Origin of the sequence: Meiothermus sp. (genome assembly GCF_026004115.1) — a bacterium.
GTDB lineage: Bacteria > Deinococcota > Deinococci > Deinococcales > Thermaceae > Meiothermus.
Window position 1 is genome coordinate 1,093,332 of the sequence record NZ_BPIM01000001.1, and the last position, 20,129, is coordinate 1,113,460.

Below are 20,129 nucleotides of genomic sequence, written 5' to 3' on the forward strand. Positions count from 1 at the left end.
AGGCTCAAGCGGCTGAATCTTCGCTCAGGAAGCCCCTGATAGAAAGCAAGGCCTCTACCACCACGGGGTCGAAACGCTGCCGGGCTTCTTTGGTAATATCTTCCAGGGCTTCTTCGATGCTGCGAGCAGCCCGACCTTCCACGGGTTGTACCGCGGCTGTAAATTGCCTGGCCACTTGCAGTACGCGGGCAGCCCTGGGAATTGGTTCACCCGACCAGCCCAGCGGTTGATCCCTTCCATCCCAGTGGCTCTGAACAAACATCAGCACCCGTGCGGCTTCGCGCAGCAACCCATCGGGCATCTGCACATCCGGGGAGCTTTCTATTTCGCCCAGGGCCATTTGCAGCAGGTAGCAACTGGCGTGCAAGACCTGTTGTTCTTCTGGCCCCATGCTCAGCGCCTGGGCCAGCCGGTTTGCAAGGCGGAATAGGGGCGTGTTGAGTTGAATAAATTGCTCCTGCCCCTGGGGAAACAGGGGGGTGCGGCCCTTACGCAAGGCCTTGTCCTTGTACATCTGGTCGTCGGCAATGCGCCACAGGTTCTGGATATCCGATACATCGGTGGGATAGACCGCATAGCCCAGGCTGACCTTCAGAAAAGTGCTATCTGAAACGCGAATTTCCTCCAACAGTGCGCGGTAGCGCTCTGCCGTGCGGAGCGGGTTGAGGGTGCTGGAACCCTCGATGATCAGAGCAAATTCGTCGCCCCCCAGGCGGTAGGCCCGGTCACCAGCCCGGGCCCTCGAGCGCAGCACCCCACCCAGCCGCACCAACACATGATCGGCGTGTACGTGGCCGTAGGTATCGTTAATGGCTTTGAAGCCGTCCAGGTCGAGCAGCACCAGCACCACCACCCGGCCATTGGCCCGGTGGGTGAGCTTTTCCAGGTCGCGCTCAAAGGCCCGGCGGTTGCCCAGCCCGGTCAGGGGGTCGGTGTAGGCGGCCCAGGCCAACTCTCGCCGCAAAGTCCACTCGACCCGCACCACCCCAATGGCTGCCGCCATATCGCTGAGGAGTTCCTGGGTCTGGGCATCGGGCAGCCAGTGTTGTTGGGTGCTGAAGAGCAACAAGGCGCTGGCTTCGCTACTCTGCCGCAGGATGGGCAGGATAAACAGGCTGCGCAGCCCTGCTTCCACCAGCTCAGGGCGGTGGGCAGGATACAGGTCGTAGCGGGGAATGCCCACCTGTTGACCGCCACGCAGGCGTTCGCCCAACTGGCGGGTAATGGCTGCTTCTACGGGCAGCCCCGAACCCCAGCCTGCCTGAGCAATGGTGCGAATGGCGTGCCCTTCGAAGGTAATCAGGCGGGCTCCTTCCGCCCCAGAAAGGCGGGTGGCTTCCTCGAGGGCGTCCTGCAAGCCCAGCTCGAGCGGCTGCTCGTGCGAGACCCGTAGCAAGGCATTAATCGCCGATAGCCACAGCGACTGGCGCTCTGCCGCTTCGCGCAAATACACCTCGCGCAGGATCGGCGCCACGCCTGCCATGTACTGGCTGACCCAGTCAACTTCAGCCTGGCCCAGGGAACGGGCCGGAGCATACAGGTGCAGTAGCGCCCACACCTGCCGACTGGCCACCAGCGGCAGGGTCAGGTTGACCGCAGGCTCATGGGTGGGGGCTTGCAGCCGGAAGGGCAGGGCACTGAAAACCCGGTTCAAGAAATGCTCTTCGCGATCTAAATGCGCTTTTCCGCCCAACCAACCCTCTGGCGAACCCAGATAGGCCGTCTTGAGCGAGGACTCCACTACCGCTTCGATCCCCTCGAGGGCAGCCTGTGGCACCCCGCGAAAAGCCTGCAAGCCAAAGTGGTTTTGACCATCCCGTACCCACAAAAAAGCCTGTTCAACCCCTGGCAGTTCGCGCAACAGTTCCTCTAATCCCCACTCGAATGCCTGGTTAGCGCCAGCCGAGAGCAATCGCTCAATCAGTTGGGTAGAAATTGTCTGTAGTGGTACGGGCCGGCCAGGTTTGGACTCCGAGGACAATCGAGCCAAGCGCAAACGACGGGGGGGGCGATCTTGAGGCATGTCAACACTCTCTAAATACATTTCTGAATTAAATCCTGCCAAAATCCCTTATTAATACACGTCTACCGAGCGCACCACAAACTGCTGCTCACCCAGGTTCATCTCGAGGTGGTAAACCCCCGTGGTAGGCACCGGCAGACGAAACATGCCCGATGCACAGAGCTCCACTTCTTGCAACAAGCCCCCATCGCAGGCCATCAAGCGGGCCAGGCCGTTGCTCTGGGTAGGTGTTACCAGCTTGCCAATCAAGAGCGGTTCGGTTCCCTCGACCTTGAGGCTCAGGTCAAGGTAGTGGTTGTCCACCTTATACAGCCTGCTCCACGATCCGCTCAGGCTGTGATTGCGCACAGCGCTCAGGGCATTGCGCGAATCCATGACCAGGATGGCTTCGCGGCGGGTGGGTGTTTTATCGGTAATCACAGTATTCTCCTTTGTATGACTGCGCCTAGTATCTAGACTTCACAATAAGCAAACCCTCGAGCGCTGGGGGTGCAAATAACCGTTACGTGGGACAAAACTGCTTAATCCAACCCCCCAATTCGTTATGTTTTTTGTGCAGTGAACAGGCCACCGAAAAGCCAGCGGATCTATGCCCATCCAAATCTTTAGATAGAAGTTTTTTGTGGAAATCTCCAAAGAATGCTGGACCTGATAGCAAACACCCTTCTAGAAATCGCTTTGTCGGTTGGGGCAGGCCAGGCCCGGCTCAGATAAACAACATTGCACGGGTTCAACCCGTGCAATGCTGGCATCAAGGCAACCTATAGCACTTCCAGACCTCGCACCCAAAAGGTCTCTTCACCCAAATCAAACTCCAACACATGATCACCCTTCTCCTGAACACTCAGGCGAAAGGTGCCATACTCGTTGACGAGGCTACGGTTGCTCCCACCTGGCCCGTGCAGCACAACGCTCAGCGTTACCGGCTTGTGTGCCTCGGCAATCACCTGCCCCACCAGCACAGCATCCCTGCCCTCGGGCCTAAGCGACAAATCCAGGTACATATCCCCGGCCTTGTAGAGTCTGCTCCAGGCAGAATGAAAAGGCTGGTGACGCACAGCGCTGGTAGGTGTGTTCCGGGAGTCCATGATCAGGATGGCTTCTTTATAGGGCATCGGGTTGTGTAAAATCATGGCTCTTCCTCACTTGCGGGTAACGGTGATCAGGTCAGCAAAGGCGGCTTGCCAGCCCGCCGTCTTGCGTATGAAAACTACGGCGCTGGTGTTATTGGCCCCGGTCTTGAAATCTACCGAACGCTGAACCCAGTCGGTGCTTCCAACTGCCGGTACACCCACCTCTGACCTGCCAAAATTTCTTGCTCCCAGCAATAAGGATTCACCCGAGCCATCCACCTTGAGCCAGGCTGTAAGGGTGTAGGTGGTGTTGGGAGCCAGGCCGGTGATGGTTTGCTCTAAACTACCCGTACCGCTAATGCGCGCACTATTGGCTCCGGCAATAAAATCGCCAAACCGGCTATCCCGGCCTATCGAGACAGGGCCGCTGGTAGTCCAGTTGGCAAAACTCCCCGACTCGAAGCTGCCGTTGCGCACGAAGTCCAGCGTACCGGTATTGGAAGCTGGGGAAAAGCCCGGCAAGCTGCGCAGGAAGCGCTCAACATCCAGACGGCCCGCGCCGTGGCACCAAAGCCCGCCCTGGCCATCCGGCACGCTGCACCAGCTCGAGTTGGCCCGGTACAGGTTGTACCAGAGGCTCCGCAGCTCCAGGCTGGTTTCGTAATAATATTTCAAGTCATTACGTATCCAAATGGCTGTGGTCTCGCTATAGGCCAGGGCCAGCGCTCCAGCCACGAGGGGGGCGGCAAAGGAAGTGCCCCGAAACTTGGCCGTGCGATTGCCGGGGTAGTAACTGGACACATCGTTACCGGGTGCCCAGGTGAACACATCTGCGCCAAAGGAAGAGAATTTAGAGAGCTTGTCATCGCTATCCACGCTCCCCACCCCAATAACATTGCTCAACCACCAGCCCCAGCGACCCGGATAGGTAATTTCGTTTTTTTTCCCCTGATTACCAGCCGAGGTCACCACCCAGACCCCCCTGGAGCCTGCAAAATTGATGGCATCCACCAACGGTTGGTACCATTCAAAGGCCCCTAGCGATAGGTTGATAATCTTTACACCCACATTCACCGCGTGGTTAATGGCCAGAATCACATCATCCAGATCGCCTTGACCGTTGCTGTTCAGTACGCGAATGGGCAGGATGGTGGCCTTGGGTGCTACTTGCAAAATTAGTCCTGCAACGGCGGTGCCATGACCATAAGCGCTGCCACCCGTGGGCTCCATAGGGTTGTTGTCGTTCTCAATAAAATCACGCCACTCGCTGCTGGGCGCCAGGCGACCCACAAAACCGGGGTGGGCAGTATCTACACCGGTATCCACCACCGCCACCTTGACCCCCTCGCCAAACTTCCGGGCGATGGCATGGGCCTGGGGCAGCCTAATCTGCATGAAGACCGCGTTGTTTTCGTCCGGCATGGAGGGTAGATTGGTTCCGCCGTCCCAGCTATTCCATCCCCCGGCCCAACTGTTGAAACCCCCAGCCCAGCTATTGAACCCACCCACCCAAGATTTAAAACCATTGGCTTGGGTGGTAGGGGCACTCAAAGTGCCGTTGGCCGTGGACTGCACCGAAACCCCCCTGGACATCAGTGCGGCATGCTCTGCAGTGCTCAGTTTCAGGTGGGCGATGCCCGGGTCGGGGTACCACGAAAGGATCGCGCCGCCGTATTTCTGCAGGGTGGCTTCCTGGGTATCGCTGGCCCCAATCTTGACGGTAATGATGTAGCCAGGGTCGGTCGCACCCGCCGGCATACCTTCATTCAGCCCACCACAAGCCGCGAGCAGCAAGGCTAAAACAAATAAAGCCCCGATGCGCGCCCTGCCGATTGATCCTGTTAGCGTATCCTTCACTCCGGTTCACCTCCACGCGACACTGCCTTACTGAGGGCCAGCATGCATGAAGGGATACGCCCACCTAACCGCAAATAACCGTTACGGAGCTTTAGAAACTCAAAAGCAGGACAATTAAAGACTTATTTTGCCGTTGCAGTCTGGGTTTGGGCAGATAACGCCAAGCCCACACAAACCTCTTTAAAAAACATCTCGCGCTTACCACCATTGCGCCTCACGGCGTGGTGTAACCGGCACAGCAAACCCCACTGTACCGAGTATTCGCGGGAACCGCTTTGGGCCTGGCGTCAAACCTCTAACCAGACCTGCCCCTCTTCTAATCTAACTTTATAAGCCTTAACCGGGCGCGGCGCGGGCAGGGTGGCCTTGCCGGTGCGCAGGTTGAAGCGGGCCCCGTGCCGGGTGCACTGGATGGTATCGCCCTCTACCGGACCATCGGAGAGTGGGTTTTTGTCGTGGGTGCAGATGTCCGATATGGCAAAAACTTCCTCGCCGGTGTAGAGCAACAGCACCGGGGTTTTCTCGCCCTGTACCTTCACCACCAGGCGGCCATTTTCGAACTGCTCCAGGGTAGCAACAGGAATCCACATAGCGAAGCTGAAAGCTAGAGGCCAGAGGCCGAAGGCCAAAAGTACTGGGCTTTTTAGCTTTCGGCCTTCAGCTCTAGGCTATACCCTTACCTTTTCCTCGATGATGCTCTCGATGTACTGCCGCAGCGGCTCGAGGGGGATACGGGTGAGCACATCGGTCATGTGGCCCTTCACCAGAATTTGCTGGGCCATGTGGCGGGGTAGACCGCGGCTCATGAGGTAGAAAAGTTCTTCCGGGGCTACGGGCGCGGTAGAAGAGCCGTGCGAGCACTTAACGTCGTTGGCCCCGATCTCGAGCTGCGGTACACTATCGCTGCGGGCGTCCTCCGACAAGAGCAGGTTGCGGTTGGTCTGGTAGGCATCGGTTTTCTGGGCCCCTTGCTCTACCTTGATCAGGCCTGCGTACACCGTACGGCTCTGATCCTTGGCCGCGCCTTTGTAGAGCACATCGGAGTAGGCATGATCGGCTACGTGGTGTTGCAGGGTGTAGTGGTCTACGTGTTCGTGGCCGGTAGTAAAGTACAGCCCGAGCATCTCAGAGGACGAACCCGGCCCCAGCATCTCCGACTGCACCTCGGCCCGGCTGATGGTCGCCCCCATGTTCACCACCAGGTCATTGAGGGCGGCATCGCGCGCTAGGTGAGCCCGCTGGCGGTGGAAGTGATAGAAACCCTGGCCCAGCAGTTGGATGTGCGCGTGGCGCACCTTGGCTCCGTTGCCCACGATGATTTCGGTGGAGGAGGTATTGACGGAAGGGGCTACCTTGGCGGGCGAGATGTACTCCTCGATGTAGACGGCCTGGCTGTTTACGTCGCCCACAATCAGGGTGCGTGAGCCCGAAAGCTTGCCACCCTCCAGGTACTTAAAGACCCCGATGGGCTTATCAAACTCCACGTTCTTGGGGATGTAAAGGAATACTCCGTGGGTGAATAGAGCCGCGTTCAGGGCGGGAATCTTGGAGTTCTCGGGACGGTTTTTTTGCGTGCCCACCAGGTCGCTCCAGTTGACCGCCTTGAAGAGGTTCTCCTCCACCAGCCTGGGGTGCTGGGCTATGGCCTCGTGCAGGCTGGTGAAGATAACGCCCTGCTGGCGGTATGCCTCGGGCAACTCGACGTGCACCAGGTCGGCCCCTACAAAGACCGCGTATCCCGAGAGCTGGGCCTGGGCCAGACGCTCCTGTACCGCCTGGGGAATGGCCGAGACCCGGCCAGTGGGGAGCTCTAAGGCCAGCTCCTCGAAGGGCACCTCGGTGATGTCGGTGTACTTCCACTCCTCGGTGTGGGTGGTGGGGTAGGGCAGCCCGGCAAAGGTCTCCCAGGCTTCCAGGCGCTTGGCCCGGAGCCAGTCGGGTTCATTCAGCTTGCTGGAGACCTGCAACACCAGGTCACGCGAGAGGTTTGAGGTCAGTTCCATTAGCCCACCGACCCTTCCATCTCGAGCTCAATCAAGCGGTTTAGCTCAACGGCGTACTCGAGGGGCAGCTCCTTGGCTACCGGCTCGATGAAGCCCCGCACAATCAGGGCGGCAGCTTCGTCCTCGGGCAGCCCCCGGCTTTGCAGGTAGAAGATCTGTTCATCGTTGAGGCGGCTCACGGTCGCCTCGTGGCCCACGGTGGCGGTGTCGTCCTCGATCTCCATGTAGGGGTAGGTGTCGGTGCGGGACTCCTCGTTGATCAGGAGCGCGTCGCACTCCACATTCACCTTCACGTGCTTGGCCCCTTCGTACACCTTAATCAGCCCGCGGTAGCTGCTGCGGCCCGAGCCCTTGGAGATGCTCTTGGACACGATGCTGCCGCCTGTGTTAGAGGCCGCAAAAATCAGCTTGCCCCCGGCGTCCTGGTGCTGGCCAGTGTTGGCAAAGGCAATCGAGAGGATGTCCGAGCGAGCCCCCTCCTCGACCAGGTAGCTGCTGGGGTACTTCATGGTCACCTTGGAGCCCAGGTTGCCGTCCAGCCACATATGGTAGGCGTCCTTCTTAACCAGGGCCCGCTGGGTAACCAGGTTGTACATGTTGTGCGACCAGTTCTGGATGGTGGTGTAGCGGCTACGGGCGCCCTGGTTCACCACAATCTCGATCACGCCAGAGTGGAATGAGTCGGTGGTGTAGGTGGGGGCGGTGCAGCCCTCGATGTAGTGCATATCGGCACCCTCGTCCACCACAATGATGGTGCGCTCGAACTGGCCCAGCTCAGCGGTATTGACCCGGAAGTAAGCTTGCAAGGGCAGGTCTACCTTGACCCCCTTGGGCACATACACAAAGCTCCCGCCCGACCAGACCGCCGAGTTGAGGGCGGCGTACTTGTTGTCCTCGGGGGGAATGACGGTAGCAAAGTACTCGCGGAAGAGGTCTTCGTGGTGCTTGAGCCCTTCCTCGATGGAGACGAAGATGACCCCCAGGCGCTGCAGCTCTTCTTTTACCTGATGGTAAACCATCTCGGAGTCGTACTGTGCGCCCACCCCGGCCAGCACCTTGCGCTCGGCCTCGGGGATGCCCAGTTTTTCGTAGGTGCGGCGAATCTCCTCGGGCACTTCTTCCCAGCTACGGGCGTCGCGCTTTTCGGTGGGCTTGGCGTAGAAGTAGATCTCGTCCATGTTGAGCCCGGAGAGATCGGCCCCCCAGGTCGGCACCGGCTTAGACTGGTAGATTTCCAGGGCCTTCAAACGGAACTCGAGCATCCAGGCGGGCTCGTCCTTATGGTAGCTGATGGCCTCCACCACGCGCCGCGAGAGGCCTTTTTCGGCTTTCCAAACGGGCTTTACTTCGTCCACAAAGCCGTACTTGTATTCATTACCAATGTCTTCAACGACCAGGTTATCTGACATTTGCACTCCCTTCATGTCGAACCGATGGCCTATAGCCAGTGCCACTGGCTTTTAGCCCGTTACTGCCAATTCCTTCACCCAGTCGTAGCCCTGCTCCTCGAGCTTCAGCGCCAGTTCGGGGCCGCCCGAGGTCACGATGCGGCCATCAATCATCACGTGCACTGCATCCGGCACAATGTAGTTCAGCAAGCGCTGGTAGTGGGTAATCAGCAGCGCGCCAAAGTTGGGGCCACGCATGGCGTTCACGCCCTTGGCCACCACCTTCAAGGCGTCGATGTCCAGACCGGAATCGGTCTCGTCCATGATGGCATAGGTGGGCTCCAGAACCATCATGTGCATGATCTCGTTGCGCTTCTTCTCGCCCCCGGAAAAGCCATCGTTGAGATAGCGGGTCAGAATGCTCTCGTCCCACTCGAGGGTCTGCAAGGCCTTTTGCAGCTTGCCGTAAAACTCCATCATGTTCACTTCGCCGCCCTTTTTGGCCTGTAAAGCCAGGCGCAGGAAGTTGGCGTTGGAAACCCCCGGCACTTCAACCGGATACTGGAAAGCCAGGAACAACCCCTTGCGGGCCCGCTCGTCGGCTTCCATCTCCAGGATGCTCTCACCGTCCATAAGGATGTCGCCCTTGGTGATTTCGTAGCTGGGGTCGCCGGCGATGATTTTGCCCAGGGTGCTTTTACCTGCTCCGTTGGGCCCCATGATGGCGTGTACCTGGCCCTTGGGTAGGATTAGATTAACCCCGTTAAGGATGGTCTCGCCATCCACAATTTTGGCGTGCAGGTTGCGGATTTCCAGTTGGTTTACCATGCTTCTCCCCTTGTACGTGTTTGACTGTATCTTACTGCGAATCGCTCGCAATAAGAGTATAGGTTCTTATTTCAATAATGTATAGTAGTTTAGTCGGGATTCTGATTGCCCAGGTTACAAATTAACCTCTATAGATGGGGGTTGCCGGACTTGTAAGCTGACGCCATGGCATTCCTCGACTTGTTCCATTTGATACCAGATTCGGTTAGTTCGTCACTCTTCAGTGACGAACTAACCCGACTAAAAGGAGTGCTCTAGGATTCAAAAAGATAGCCTCTGGACTTTTTGATTTGAATGACTATCTTTTTGAATCCGGTATGATTCATCCCCGGCACGACTCAGCGCGCCATATCCCGAGCCATCACGCCGAGCTGAGCAACAAAATCAACCCAATTTTTCCATCTTCGGGCAAAACAGCACAGGTGGAGATTTGGTTGGTATCAGCCGATTTTACGCTTTAGACCAGCACTTTGAACTATGTTGGTGGCGATTTCCTCTATAGAAGCGCTGGTGGTGTCGAAATACTGAATCCCCACCCGCTTGAAAAGCAGCTCGGCCCGCCGCACCTCGTACTCACACTGCTCCATAGAGGCATACTGGCTGTTTGGCTTGCGCTGGGTGCGAATCTGATGCAGTCGGGCAGGGTTGATGGTCAGGCCAAAAATTTTGTCTTTATACGCCTTGACCGGCTCAGGCAGGGTATCGCGCTCGAAATCGTCCTCGGCCAGCGGGTAGTTAGCAGCCCGCAGCCCATACTGCAAGCCCAAAAACAAACACGTAGGCGTCTTGCCAGCCCGGCTGACCCCGATCAGGATCACGTCGGCCATCTGGTAATGCCGATCCCCCAGGCCATCATCGGTGGCAAGCACAAAATCTACTGCATCAATGCGGGTAAAATAGCTATTATCGCTCACGCTGTGCAGCCGACCCACCCGGCCCGTGGGGGGCTGACCGAGCTCGCGTTCCAATTCCCCCAAGTAGGTACGAAAAAGGTCAAAATGCAGGGCTGGGGCTGTTTTGAGCTGGTCATTTAACACTGGATTGGCCAGGGTCGAAAACACAATAGGGCGTACCTGCTCACGTTCGAAAATTGAATTGATTTCGTACACCAGGCCATAAACCTCTTCTTCGGTATCTGTGAAAGGCCGCGTTACATAGCGAAACCGCACGGCTTCAAACTGGGCCAAAAGACTCCGCGCCACCGACTCCGCCGTTAAGCCCGTATGGTCTGAGACAATAAAAACTGTTCGCTCCATAGCACGCTCCCGCAGCTCATCCCAATAACAGTGTAGTTTATGTGTGTAGCGCATGCTACACAGAACTCTGGAACATACCTACACCAAAACCAGCTACTCCCCATTGCCCACAGGCCAAACTACCATCAACAGCAACGAGGTGTGTTTATGGCTTATATCCGTTGGTTCGAAACGCTGGGCATGAAAGACCTGGAAACCGTAGGCGGCAAAAATGCCTCCATTGGAGAGATGATCGCCAACCTATCCCAGGCCGGGGTGCGGGTTCCGGGGGGGTTTGCTACCACGGCAGAGGCCTTTCGCGAATTCTTGCACCACAACCATCTGGTCGAGCGCATCCACACTGCCCTGAGCAAACTAAATACCCATGATGTAGACGAACTGGCCCGTGTAGGGGCCGAAATTCGCAGCTGGGTAGAAAATGCCGAGCTACCGGGGGCCCTGGAAGTAGCCATCGTAGATGCCTACATTCGCCTCGAGTCCGCCTCCCAGGGCGGGCTTTCTGTTGCCGTACGCTCCAGTGCAACCGCCGAAGACCTGCCCGAGGCCAGCTTTGCAGGGCAGCAAGAAACCTTTTTGAACGTAAAGGGCATTGAAAGTGTGCTCCTGCACGTCAAAAAGGTCTTTGCCTCGCTCTACAATGACCGGGCCATCGCCTACCGCGTCCACCACGGCTTTGCCCACGAAGAAGTAGCCCTCTCGGCTGGCATACAGCGCATGGTTCGCAGCGACCTGGGGGCCTCCGGCGTGGCCTTTACCCTCGACACCGAGTCCGGCTTCCGCGATGTAGTTTTCATTACCTCGAGCTACGGTCTGGGCGAACTGGTGGTTCAGGGGGCGGTCAATCCGGATGAGTTCTACGTGTACAAGAAAGGGTTGGCCGAGGGCCGCCATACCATTTTGCAGCGCACCCTGGGCAGCAAGCTGCAAAAGATGGTCTACGCCGGAGAGGGCCGGGGGGTGCAGGCTGTTGATACCTCCTCCCTCGAGCGCCGCAGCTTCTCGCTCTCCGACACGGATGTGCTGGAGCTGGCCAAGCAGGCCCTCCTGATTGAGCAACACTACGGCAGACCCATGGACATCGAGTGGGCCAAGGACGGCCTGGACGGGCAAATTTACATTTTGCAGGCCCGCCCCGAGACCGTGCAGAGCCGCGCAAGCCGCGTACTCGAGCGCTTCGAGATGCTGGAGCACGCCCCGGTGCTGGTAACCGGTCGGGCTGTGGGACAGCGTATCGGCGCAGGTACGGTACGGGTCATCAAGCATCCCCGCGAGATGAACCGGGTACAGGAGGGGGACGTGCTGGTCGCCGACATGACCGACCCCGACTGGGAACCGGTGATGAAGAAAGCAGCGGCCATCGTAACCAACCGGGGTGGGCGCACCTGCCATGCGGCCATCATCGCCCGGGAAATGAATATCCCTGCGGTGGTGGGCGCCGGCAACGCCACCCAGGAACTGCGCGATGGCGAGATGGTTACCGTCTCCTGCGCCGAGGGCGATACCGGGCGGGTGTACGCAGGCACCCCCCGCTTTGAGGTGAAGCGGATTGAGCTTGACAACATGCCCGAAATCCCCACCAAGATCATGATGAACGTGGCCAGCCCCGAGCGGGCCTTCAGCTTTGCCAACCTGCCCAACGCCGGGGTGGGGCTGGCGAGGCTCGAGTTCATCATCAACAACGTGATTGGCATTCACCCTAGAGCACTGCTGGAGTTCGACCGGCAGCCCGAGAACCTGAAAAAAGAGATTGAGCAGCGCACCGCCGGCTACGAAAGCCCGGTAGCCTTCTACCGCGAGAAACTGGCCGAGGGCATCGCTATGATTGCGGCTGCGTTTGCCCCCAATCCGGTGATCGTGCGGCTTTCCGACTTCAAGTCCAACGAATATGCCCATCTGCTCGGGGGTAGCCGCTACGAACCCAAAGAGGAAAACCCCATGATCGGCTTCCGGGGGGCCTCGCGCTACCGCAGCCCCGAGTTTGCCGAAGCCTTTGCCCTGGAGTGTCGGGCCCTCCGCGAGGTGCGGGAGGAGAAGGGCCTGAAGAACGTGTGGGTGATGGTACCCTTCGTGCGCACGGTAGGCGAAGCCAAAGCGGTGCTTGAAATCCTGAAGAACAACGGCCTCGAGCGCGGCAAAGACGGCCTAAAGCTCATCATGATGTGCGAGGTGCCCTCCAATGCCATCCTGGCCGAGCAGTTCCTGGAGCTTTTCGATGGTTTCTCGATTGGCTCCAACGACCTGACCCAGCTCACCCTGGCCCTGGACCGCGACTCGGGCCTGGTTGCGGATTTATTTAGTGAACAGGATGATGCGGTGAAGTTTTTGCTCGAGCGCGCCATCGGCACGGCCAAAAAGATGGGCAAATACATCGGCATCTGCGGCCAAGGCCCCTCCGACCACCCCGAGCTGGCCCTCTGGCTGGTGCAGCAGGGCATCGAGAGCATCTCCCTCAACCCCGATAGCGTGCTCGAGACCTGGCTCTTTTTGGCCGAAAAGAGTCCGGCCCGGGTGGGTTAGAAAGCTTTCAGGGCTTTGCTGTGGATAACCTGGTATTAAAGGGTGTCAAGCCGCGGGATGGCCAGAAGACCTGGCCTACTCCGGCTTGGCCTCCCGCCCCATCAAGCGGGAGAGTTCTTCTAGCGGGTCGCTTTTCAGGTAAATGACCCGGTAGACCGCCTCGGTGATGGGCAGGTCGGCCCCGGTATCCTGATCCCAGGCGTGCAGGGCCCTCACGGTGTAGATGCCCTCCACCACAGACTTTTGGGCTTCCAGGTGGGCCAGGGTTTCTCCTCTTACAATCCGCTCTCCAGCGCTGCGGTTGCGCGAAAGGGGGCTGCTGGCCGTGGCAATCAGGTCGCCCAGGCCCGAGAGACCCATAAAGGTGCTCTCCTTGGCCCCCTGGGCCATCCCGAACTTGATGATTTCGCGCAGGCCCCTTGTAATCAAGGCTGCTTTGGCGTTGTCTCCGAGCTTTAACCCGTCTACCATACCTGCTGCCAGGGCAATAACGTTTTTGAGGGCCCCCCCCAGTTCCACGCCAATCAGATCCGAAGAGGTATAGACCCGGAAACTGGGGCCACTGAAAACTTGCTGTACCTGCTGGGCAAAATCAGGGTCTTTGGCAGCCACCACAGCGGTTGCAGGCAGGAAGCGTGCTATCTCTTCGGCCAGGTTGGGGCCGGATAGAGCGGCTACCTGGGTTACGCCCGTTACCTCTTCCACCACCTGGCTCATGCGCAGCAGGTGGTGATCGGTGAAGTGCAAACCCTTGATCACAGAAAGATAGGCGCTGGCTTTGGGCAGGCGGCCCAGGGTTTCCCGCAGGGCCTTGGAGGGAACGGCCACAACAGCAAATTGGGCTTGATGCAAAGCTTCTTCGGCATCGGCAGTCGGGTACAGCGATTCGGGAAAGCGAGCCCCGGGCAGGTACTCGAGGTTCTGCCGCTCGGCCCGCATGGCCTCGGCGTGTTCGGGCCGACGGGCCCAAAGATGAACCGGAAGCCCCTTGGAGGCAACCAGCAAGGCCAGCGCGGTTCCCCAGGACCCCGCACCCAGCACAGCAACGGGGCGCCTGCTTCCTTTGTCCGCTATGAGCGGCTCAGTCTGTGCGATGGTAATGGTAGATGTGAGGGACATAGCTCAGCAAAACAGTGCGTCCTCAGCTACACAATGTACGGTCTGCATACCCCGGCCCCGGCAAACATAACACGATAGGCTCCCCCAGGAAGCGCCCTAAGGCCGCATGAGAACCAGGATCGAGAAGGCCTCGTACCAAGCGCCCATCAGCAAAAAGAACCCCCCCAGATAAACCGTAAGCCCCAGAGCCCGCAAGCCCGCCCGGTAGCCTTCGCCGCGCAGGGTCTTGAGCATTAGAACCATGCCGCCAAAAGTGGCCAGGATGTAGGCTTGCAGCTCCACCACAATGGTAGGGAGGTGCAGCAGATAGTTGGCCAGGGGCAGGGCCACCGGACTCAGGGCAAAGCCCAGCACGAAATACCGCATGGCGTTAAAGAGCAAGGCCGGAATGCCCAGGAAAAGCCCCGGTACGGCAGTGGTCAGGACAAGTCCATTGGTTAAGTTCCAGTAAAAAATTACGAGGGCCAGACCCAAGACCCCCCCGCCCAAAGCGCTGCCAAGACCAATCTGCTCGAGGGCGCCTCCGACCAGCTCCTGCATAAGCCGCACAAGTTCGGGGTTGGCATAAGCCACCAACCCCCCCAGGGCAAACAGGCCGTAGAGGCCCCCGTTGATGCCCAGGTACAAGCCCCGGTACTGGCGCACCAAAGCCCAGCCTTCGACCCACCAGCGGGCCAGGGCGTTGCGGCCCCGCAGGGCCAAAAGCCAGCCCAGCGAGAGGGCCACAAACAGTACCCAGGCTATCGGGTTCTTGAGCCAGCCCGGTAGCAACCCGCCTTCCGGGGCAAAGCCAATCCGAGTGACCTCGCCGTCCCGGATGACCACCCGCACCTCCCCACCGCGCCCGGCTACCGTAGCCGGAAACTTAACGATGGTTCCGCGGGGGGTGGAATCTTCCAGGGGCGCGTTGAGGTTGACCGATAGGTCGCGGGGAACCGGCGGAAAAGCCAGGCTGCGCTCGAGCAGCCGGATGGCCTCTTCGGTTGGCTTGCCAAGCGCTTGTGAGGGGTCCACCTGGTATTTGCCAGCCTGCCAGTCTTGTACAGCCTGACGGGCAATCTCCAGGTTGGACTGGGCCAGCGCCGATCCGAATAGCGCCCAAACCACAAGCAGCCACTTTCCGGCCCGGCTGAACAGGTGCGAAGGTGAACGCAACATATGCCCTTAGCCTACCAAGTCTGGCTAGACTTCCTGTAAGCGCTCTCCCCGTTGGCACAGCGGGCAGGCCTCGGGGGCGTAGGTCGGAAAGTCGAGCTGTACCAGCGAGCGGTAGGGCACGCTAAACTCGGCCCGGCCTGCGCTTCGGTCCACGATGGCCCCCACCGCCACGCAGTGGGCCCCTTTAGACTCGGCGGCCTGGATGGCCTTCTGCACCGAGCCTCCGGTGGTAACCACGTCCTCCACGGCCAGAAATCGCTCACCCGGGTGAATGGTGAGGCCCTCGCGCACCTGCATGCCCCCCTGGCCGTCCTTTTCGGCAAAGAGGGCCCGCACACCCAGGGCCTTGGCGGTCACAAAGGCAAGGATGACACCCCCCATGGCCGGGCCGATAACAAACTGAATATCCAAATCGTCGAACAGCTCCCCCAGCGCTTGCCCCACGGCCTCTGCGTAAAGGGGATGTTGTAACAGGGTGGTGGACTGCAGAAACTTAGGCGAGTGCCGGCCTGAGCGCAGTAAAAAATGCCCCTCCAACAGGGCGCCGGTTTCTTTATAGAGGCTCAGAACGTCCACAGCCCCCATGCTACCCGACTCGGCTTACACTAAAGCAGCATGAACGAGCACTTCCCCAACACCAAGCTGTACCTGCCGGGCGAAGATGCCCCGGAAAAGACCCGCCAGCTAACCCAAATGCCCCTCCTGATCCTGGTCGGCCTGACCGGCGTGGGCAAAACCAGCCTTATCCAGGCCCTGAACTACCCCACCCTGCCCGACCGACGGGAACTCGTGGATCGCTACGTTTTTCCCTTGTATGGCTATGCTCCTGACCAACCGCTAGACCGCAGCGAACGGTTCGCCCTGACCCGGCGCTTTCGCCAGGAGCACCCCGGCGGGGTGGCGGAAATCCTGGCCCACAGCCGTGCCTTGCCTACCTGGCCCTTGCTCTTCGATGGCTTGCGCGGCGAGGAAGAAGTCCGTTTTGCCCTGGAACACCTTCCCCTGAGCTACTTTGTGGTGCTCGAGGCCCGTGACCTGACCCGACTCTCGCGCCTGCTGACCCGGGGGGACGCCTTCGACCGGGTTCAGGTAGACCGGAGCGACCGGGCCGCCCTGCATACGCTGGCCCAGGAGGTTTTAAGCGAGGGGGAGCTCGAGCAAGCTCTGAGCTGGAACGTTCCTATGCATGAACTCACCGCCAAGCTCAGGATTGTGGCTGAGGAGCGCAAAAACTACAACCCCGATGGCACCCGCCGAGCCCTCCAGGGCACACCTCGAGCCCTATTTCTGAATACCGAAACCCTGAGCCTGGCCGAAGAGGCGGCGGCCATTCGGGCCTTTGTGGAGCAAGTCCATGCCTAGCATCAAGCGCATTACACCCCGTCCGTTCCGGCTGCCCCTCAGGGGTACGCTGCGCTGGGGACGGGCCTCGGAGCTTGCCGCCCTGGAGCACGTGCTGCTCGAGATCGAGCTTTCCGACGGCTCGGTAGGCCGCGCCGAGATTCCCCCCCGCCCCACCATCTACGGCGAGACCTTGGGAACCATCCTGGCTGCACTGGACTATCTTTCCCCGCAGTTGGTGGGCCTCGAGGTCGAGGATACCGAGGCCATCCAGCAGGTGCTGAACAACTTTCCCAGCAACCTCACTGCCAAAGCGGGGCTGGACATCGCCTTGTGGGAGGCTTGGGCCCAGAGCGAAGGGCAGACCCTCTGGCAGGTCTTTGAGCCCCACCACCCCCGGGTACAGGTCAGCTACATCCTGGGGATCGCCGACGAGGCCGAGATGCTGGCCGATGCAAGGGCGGTCTACCAGGCCGGGGTACGGGTGCTTAAGGTGAAGGTAGGCCGGGATCTGGAGGGCGACCTAGCCCGCATAGCCGCTCTCAAATGGCATTTCCCAGACGCAGCCCTTTATGCCGATGCCAACGAGACCCTCTCCCCCCAGGAGGCCGAGGGATACTTGCAAAAGTGGGCCGAGGCCGGGCTTCTGTACGTAGAAGAACCTCTGCCCATCGCCGAGGTGCTGGCCCGCAAGCGCCTGCACAAAGCGGCCATTCTGCCCATTATCGCCGACGACTCGGCCTTTACCCTGCGCGACCTGTGGCGCGAGGCCCAGCTCGATACCTACGACATTCTGAACCTCAAACCGGCCCGCACCGGCTACACCCAGACCCTGCAGATGCTGGCCCTAAACCGCGCCGAGAGCAAGAAAGCCATGGTGGGGTCGCAGGCTTTGTCCAGCTTTGGGGCCTATCAGACCGCGCTGATGGCCTTCCAGGAAGGGGTGACGGAGCCCTGTGAGCTGGCTTTTCACCTCAAAGCCGAAGGCGGATTTTGCAGCTTCCCTCCGCTCAAGGACGGGTGGCTATACTGGGAAGACCTAGCCCAGTGCCGCTTCGACCCCCAGGCTTTTGAGCCCTACACCCTGAACTAGCAATTTTTATGACCCCCATCCTGCTACCCGAACGGATTGTTCAGGTGTTGCGGGTGATCTGCCCCATCCTGAATGATGGCCAGGTGGAATGGGCGGTGAGCGGCAGTCTGGCCCTGGCGCTGCACGGGTTACCGGTAGTACCCAAGGACATCGACCTCCAAACCGACCGCGTGGGGGCCGAGCAGGTGGCCCGGTTGCTGGTGGAGTACCTGGTCTATCCCCCCGGAATGCACCTGGGGGTTCGGCTGGTGCGCTCGTATCTGGCCCAGTTTAAGATTCATGACATCGTGGTCGAGACCATGGGCAACCTAGAATTCCAAAGCCCCGATGGGCGCTGGAAGCCTGCCCCCGACTTCCGGCATAAAAGAACAACGGTGGATTACCTGGGCCTTTGTATCCCGGTGGTTTCGCTGGAATTCTTGCTGGCTTTCTACGCCCAGCTCCAGCGCCCGGGCCGGGTAGCCCTCATTGAGGCCAGACTCAAAACCACAGCGGGGGAGGGCTAGTAGAGTTCCAGGGCATAGGTGACGACCGCACTGGTTTGCCTGAACCCCAGGCGTTTGTAGAGGGCCTGGGCGGCTTTCTCGTGGTCGTGGGCGCGCACCTGCAAGCTCTGGATTTGCGGGTTGCTAAACGCCCACTCGGCGGCAGCACCTAAAAGCGCCCGGCCCAGCCCTTTCCCCCGGGCCTCCGGCACCACCCCAATGTAGGCAATCTCGGCCTGGGTGTCGTCGAGCTCGAGCTCGGCCATGCCCACCGGTGCCTGGCCCTGTTCGGCGTAGGCCATGAAGAGCTCCACTTCCGCGCCCAGGAAGTGCTGGCGCAGCTCTTCGTCGGTCCAGTGCAGGCGCAGGCTCCAGCCATCGTCGGCCCGGCTGTAGAGGTCGCGGTAGACCTGGGGGTCGCAGGGTTCGGCCAGCTCAATCTTGTAGCCGGGAGGCACCGGATACGACAGATCGGTGCGGCCTATGGCGAAGAAGTAGGTGGTGTGCTCGGCAGAAAAGCCCACCTGTTCCAGCAGGTCTCGAGCGTAGCGGTTGCGGGCCTCGGGGAAAGCATACAGGGTGGGATACCCCTCCTGGCGGGCTTTTTTGACCAGGTGCTCCAGAAGGGCTTTGCCATCGCCCGCACGGATGATGGGGCCCTCGAGGGCCACCCCGTCCCAGAAGGGCACCAGGGCCCCATACCCCTGCACCCGGCCCGCCTCGAGCCAGACCCAGGCCTTTTCATCCTCTCCGGCCATTACTTCCCACCACAAGCCTTCAGGGGTACGCGCCTCGGGCGCTAACGAGCGGCGCTCCGGAGCTTCATCCATCCAGCAAAGCAGCTCGGCAAGCTGGGAAAGGTGGGTTTGCGCTACGGGCCGGTTCATCGTGCCTTCCTTTGCAGTAAGGGCGCTCAGACACGAGGCTTGTCTTAGGGCGCCCAAAAGGCGGTCTTCCAAGCCCGAAGGATAAGCGAAAGCGAAAACCACCCTGGTTAACCGTATTGTACAACGCCGGTTTCTGTTAGAATCTTGCGAAACATAATGAGCGGTTTCACTACCTTCGTCATCAACCCGGCGGCAGGGCGTGGGCGGGTGGGCCAGATGTTGCGGCGGCTCGAGACCGCCATTCGCCAGCACGCCCGGTCTTCCGACATAGAAATCACCATCACCCAGGCCCCAGGACACGGCATCGAGGTAGCCCGCAGCGCCCCTGCAGGCAGCCGGGTGGTTGCGGTGGGGGGCGACGGAACCGTGCACGAGGTGGTGCGTGGAATTGCTGGCTCGGACAAGGCCCTGGGGGTTGTGCCCATCGGCAGCGGCAACGACTTCGCCCGCATGGTGGGCCTGCACCGGCTGGGCCTGGAGGCCGCCCTGCAGACCGCCCTGCATGGGGGTATCCATACCATAGACCTGGGCCTGGTCAACAACCAGCCCTATGGGGCCAGCTTAGGCATTGGCTTCGATGCGGCGGTGGCCCGCAAGGCCCTCTCGGCCCCTACCTTTCTGCGAGGAATGCCCCGCTATTTGTACTCTATTTTTGGTGTGCTCAAGGAACTGGAGCTGCCCACCCTCGAGCTCATCCAAAACGGCCAGACCGTCTATCAGGGCCCTAGCTTGCTGGTAGCCCTGATGAACGCCTCGACCTATGGGGGAGGTATTCCCATCGTGCCCGACGCCGTACCCACAGACGGCCTCATTTCGGCGGCGGTAGCCGGCGAGTTCAGCCGCCTGGGGGTGGTGGGGATTCTGCCCCGGCTCATTCTGGGACGACACGTGCACCACCCCCGGCTGCACTTCTTCCGGGGTGCCGAGTTCACGGCCCGCTTCGACCGTCCCGTCCCCGCCCATTCCGACGGCGAGCTTATTGAACCTGCCACCGAGTACCGCGTACACATGGTTCCGGGGGGCTTGAAGGTAATCCAGCCGTAATTCTGCCAAGTTTCAGTAAAATTAGTGTTGTTGATAACAGCTCAACCGGTGACATAT

Annotated in this window: 18 protein-coding genes; 5 read left to right on the forward strand and 13 right to left on the reverse strand. The window is 59.9% G+C overall.

All coding sequences use genetic code 11. From position 1 onward, the window contains the following. Positions 1–4 precede the first annotated feature (4 nt). From Q0X23_RS05105 to Q0X23_RS05145, 9 genes are all read right to left on the reverse strand, one after another. Complete coding sequence (locus Q0X23_RS05105) at positions 5–1,861, reverse strand: diguanylate cyclase (RefSeq protein WP_297859293.1); 1,857 nt, start codon at positions 1,859–1,861, stop codon at positions 5–7. Between the two features lie 213 nt (positions 1,862–2,074). Further along, on the reverse strand, positions 2,075–2,443 hold the full coding sequence (locus tag Q0X23_RS05110; protein WP_119340259.1) for a hypothetical protein: 369 nt from the start codon (positions 2,441–2,443) through the stop codon (positions 2,075–2,077). Between the two features lie 341 nt (positions 2,444–2,784). Continuing rightward, positions 2,785–3,156, reverse strand: coding sequence for a hypothetical protein (locus Q0X23_RS05115; protein ID WP_297859294.1), 372 nt, complete (start codon positions 3,154–3,156; stop codon positions 2,785–2,787). A gap of 9 nt (positions 3,157–3,165) precedes the next feature. After that, on the reverse strand, positions 3,166–4,854 hold the full coding sequence (locus Q0X23_RS05120; RefSeq protein ID WP_297859295.1) for a S8 family serine peptidase: 1,689 nt from the start codon (positions 4,852–4,854) through the stop codon (positions 3,166–3,168). Between the two features lie 386 nt (positions 4,855–5,240). Beyond that, positions 5,241–5,543 (reverse strand): non-heme iron oxygenase ferredoxin subunit, encoded by a 303-nt coding sequence (locus Q0X23_RS05125; RefSeq protein ID WP_297859296.1) that lies wholly within the window; start codon positions 5,541–5,543, stop codon positions 5,241–5,243. A gap of 78 nt (positions 5,544–5,621) precedes the next feature. Continuing rightward, positions 5,622–6,956: a Fe-S cluster assembly protein SufD gene (gene sufD, locus Q0X23_RS05130; RefSeq protein ID WP_297859297.1), complete on the reverse strand. Its 1,335-nt coding sequence runs from the start codon at positions 6,954–6,956 to the stop codon at positions 5,622–5,624. Further along, positions 6,956–8,365: a Fe-S cluster assembly protein SufB gene (sufB, locus tag Q0X23_RS05135; protein WP_297859298.1), complete on the reverse strand. Its 1,410-nt coding sequence runs from the start codon at positions 8,363–8,365 to the stop codon at positions 6,956–6,958. Before sufB ends, sufD begins: the two co-directional genes overlap by 1 nt. 51 nt (positions 8,366–8,416) lie before the next feature. Then, positions 8,417–9,172 carry a Fe-S cluster assembly ATPase SufC gene (gene sufC / locus Q0X23_RS05140; protein WP_297859299.1) on the reverse strand — a complete coding sequence of 252 codons (756 nt, stop codon included), beginning with the start codon at positions 9,170–9,172 and terminating at the stop codon, positions 8,417–8,419. Between the two features lie 440 nt (positions 9,173–9,612). Next, positions 9,613–10,428, reverse strand: a complete 816-nt coding sequence (locus Q0X23_RS05145; protein ID WP_297859300.1) for a pyruvate, water dikinase regulatory protein — start codon at positions 10,426–10,428, stop codon at positions 9,613–9,615. A 147-nt stretch (positions 10,429–10,575) separates the two neighbouring features. On the opposite strand from Q0X23_RS05145, the gene ppsA reads away from it, so the two are divergent. Next, on the forward strand, positions 10,576–12,945 hold the full coding sequence (ppsA, locus tag Q0X23_RS05150) for a phosphoenolpyruvate synthase (protein ID WP_297859301.1): 2,370 nt from the start codon (positions 10,576–10,578) through the stop codon (positions 12,943–12,945). A gap of 75 nt (positions 12,946–13,020) precedes the next feature. Here ppsA and Q0X23_RS05155 read toward each other — a convergent pair whose 3' ends face one another. The 3 genes from Q0X23_RS05155 to pyrE all read right to left on the reverse strand — a co-directional run bounded on the left by Q0X23_RS05155 (position 13,021) and on the right by pyrE (position 15,798). Then, complete coding sequence (locus Q0X23_RS05155) at positions 13,021–14,064, reverse strand: NAD(P)H-dependent glycerol-3-phosphate dehydrogenase (RefSeq protein ID WP_297859302.1); 1,044 nt, start codon at positions 14,062–14,064, stop codon at positions 13,021–13,023. 96 nt (positions 14,065–14,160) lie between these two features. Then, positions 14,161–15,222, reverse strand: a complete 1,062-nt coding sequence (locus Q0X23_RS05160) for a stage II sporulation protein M (protein ID WP_297859303.1) — start codon at positions 15,220–15,222, stop codon at positions 14,161–14,163. Positions 15,223–15,246: 24 nt separating this feature from the next. Next, the gene (pyrE, locus tag Q0X23_RS05165) at positions 15,247–15,798 is read right to left on the reverse strand and encodes an orotate phosphoribosyltransferase (protein ID WP_297859304.1); all 552 of its coding nucleotides are present in this window, start codon (positions 15,796–15,798) and stop codon (positions 15,247–15,249) included. A gap of 117 nt (positions 15,799–15,915) precedes the next feature. Here pyrE and Q0X23_RS05170 point away from each other — a divergent pair, with 117 nt between their 5' ends. Genes Q0X23_RS05170 through Q0X23_RS05180 form a run of 3 tightly spaced genes read left to right on the forward strand, consistent with a single transcriptional unit; the run spans position 15,916 to position 18,162 of the window. Beyond that, positions 15,916–16,584: a hypothetical protein gene (locus Q0X23_RS05170; RefSeq protein ID WP_297861170.1), complete on the forward strand. Its 669-nt coding sequence runs from the start codon at positions 15,916–15,918 to the stop codon at positions 16,582–16,584. Continuing rightward, complete coding sequence (locus Q0X23_RS05175; RefSeq protein ID WP_297859305.1) at positions 16,577–17,656, forward strand: enolase C-terminal domain-like protein; 1,080 nt, start codon at positions 16,577–16,579, stop codon at positions 17,654–17,656. The genes Q0X23_RS05170 and Q0X23_RS05175 overlap by 8 nt, the downstream gene beginning before the upstream one ends. Before the next feature lie 8 nt (positions 17,657–17,664). Beyond that, positions 17,665–18,162 carry a nucleotidyltransferase domain-containing protein gene (locus Q0X23_RS05180; protein ID WP_297859306.1) on the forward strand — a complete coding sequence of 166 codons (498 nt, stop codon included), beginning with the start codon at positions 17,665–17,667 and terminating at the stop codon, positions 18,160–18,162. Here Q0X23_RS05180 and Q0X23_RS05185 read toward each other — a convergent pair. After that, on the reverse strand, positions 18,159–19,028 hold the full coding sequence (locus tag Q0X23_RS05185; protein WP_297859307.1) for a GNAT family N-acetyltransferase: 870 nt from the start codon (positions 19,026–19,028) through the stop codon (positions 18,159–18,161). The two genes, Q0X23_RS05180 and Q0X23_RS05185, sit on opposite strands and share 4 nt — an antisense overlap. A gap of 156 nt (positions 19,029–19,184) precedes the next feature. Here Q0X23_RS05185 and Q0X23_RS05190 point away from each other — a divergent pair, with 156 nt between their 5' ends. Further along, the gene (locus Q0X23_RS05190; RefSeq protein WP_297859308.1) at positions 19,185–20,072 is read left to right on the forward strand and encodes a diacylglycerol kinase family protein; all 888 of its coding nucleotides are present in this window, start codon (positions 19,185–19,187) and stop codon (positions 20,070–20,072) included. Positions 20,073–20,129 lie beyond the last annotated feature (57 nt).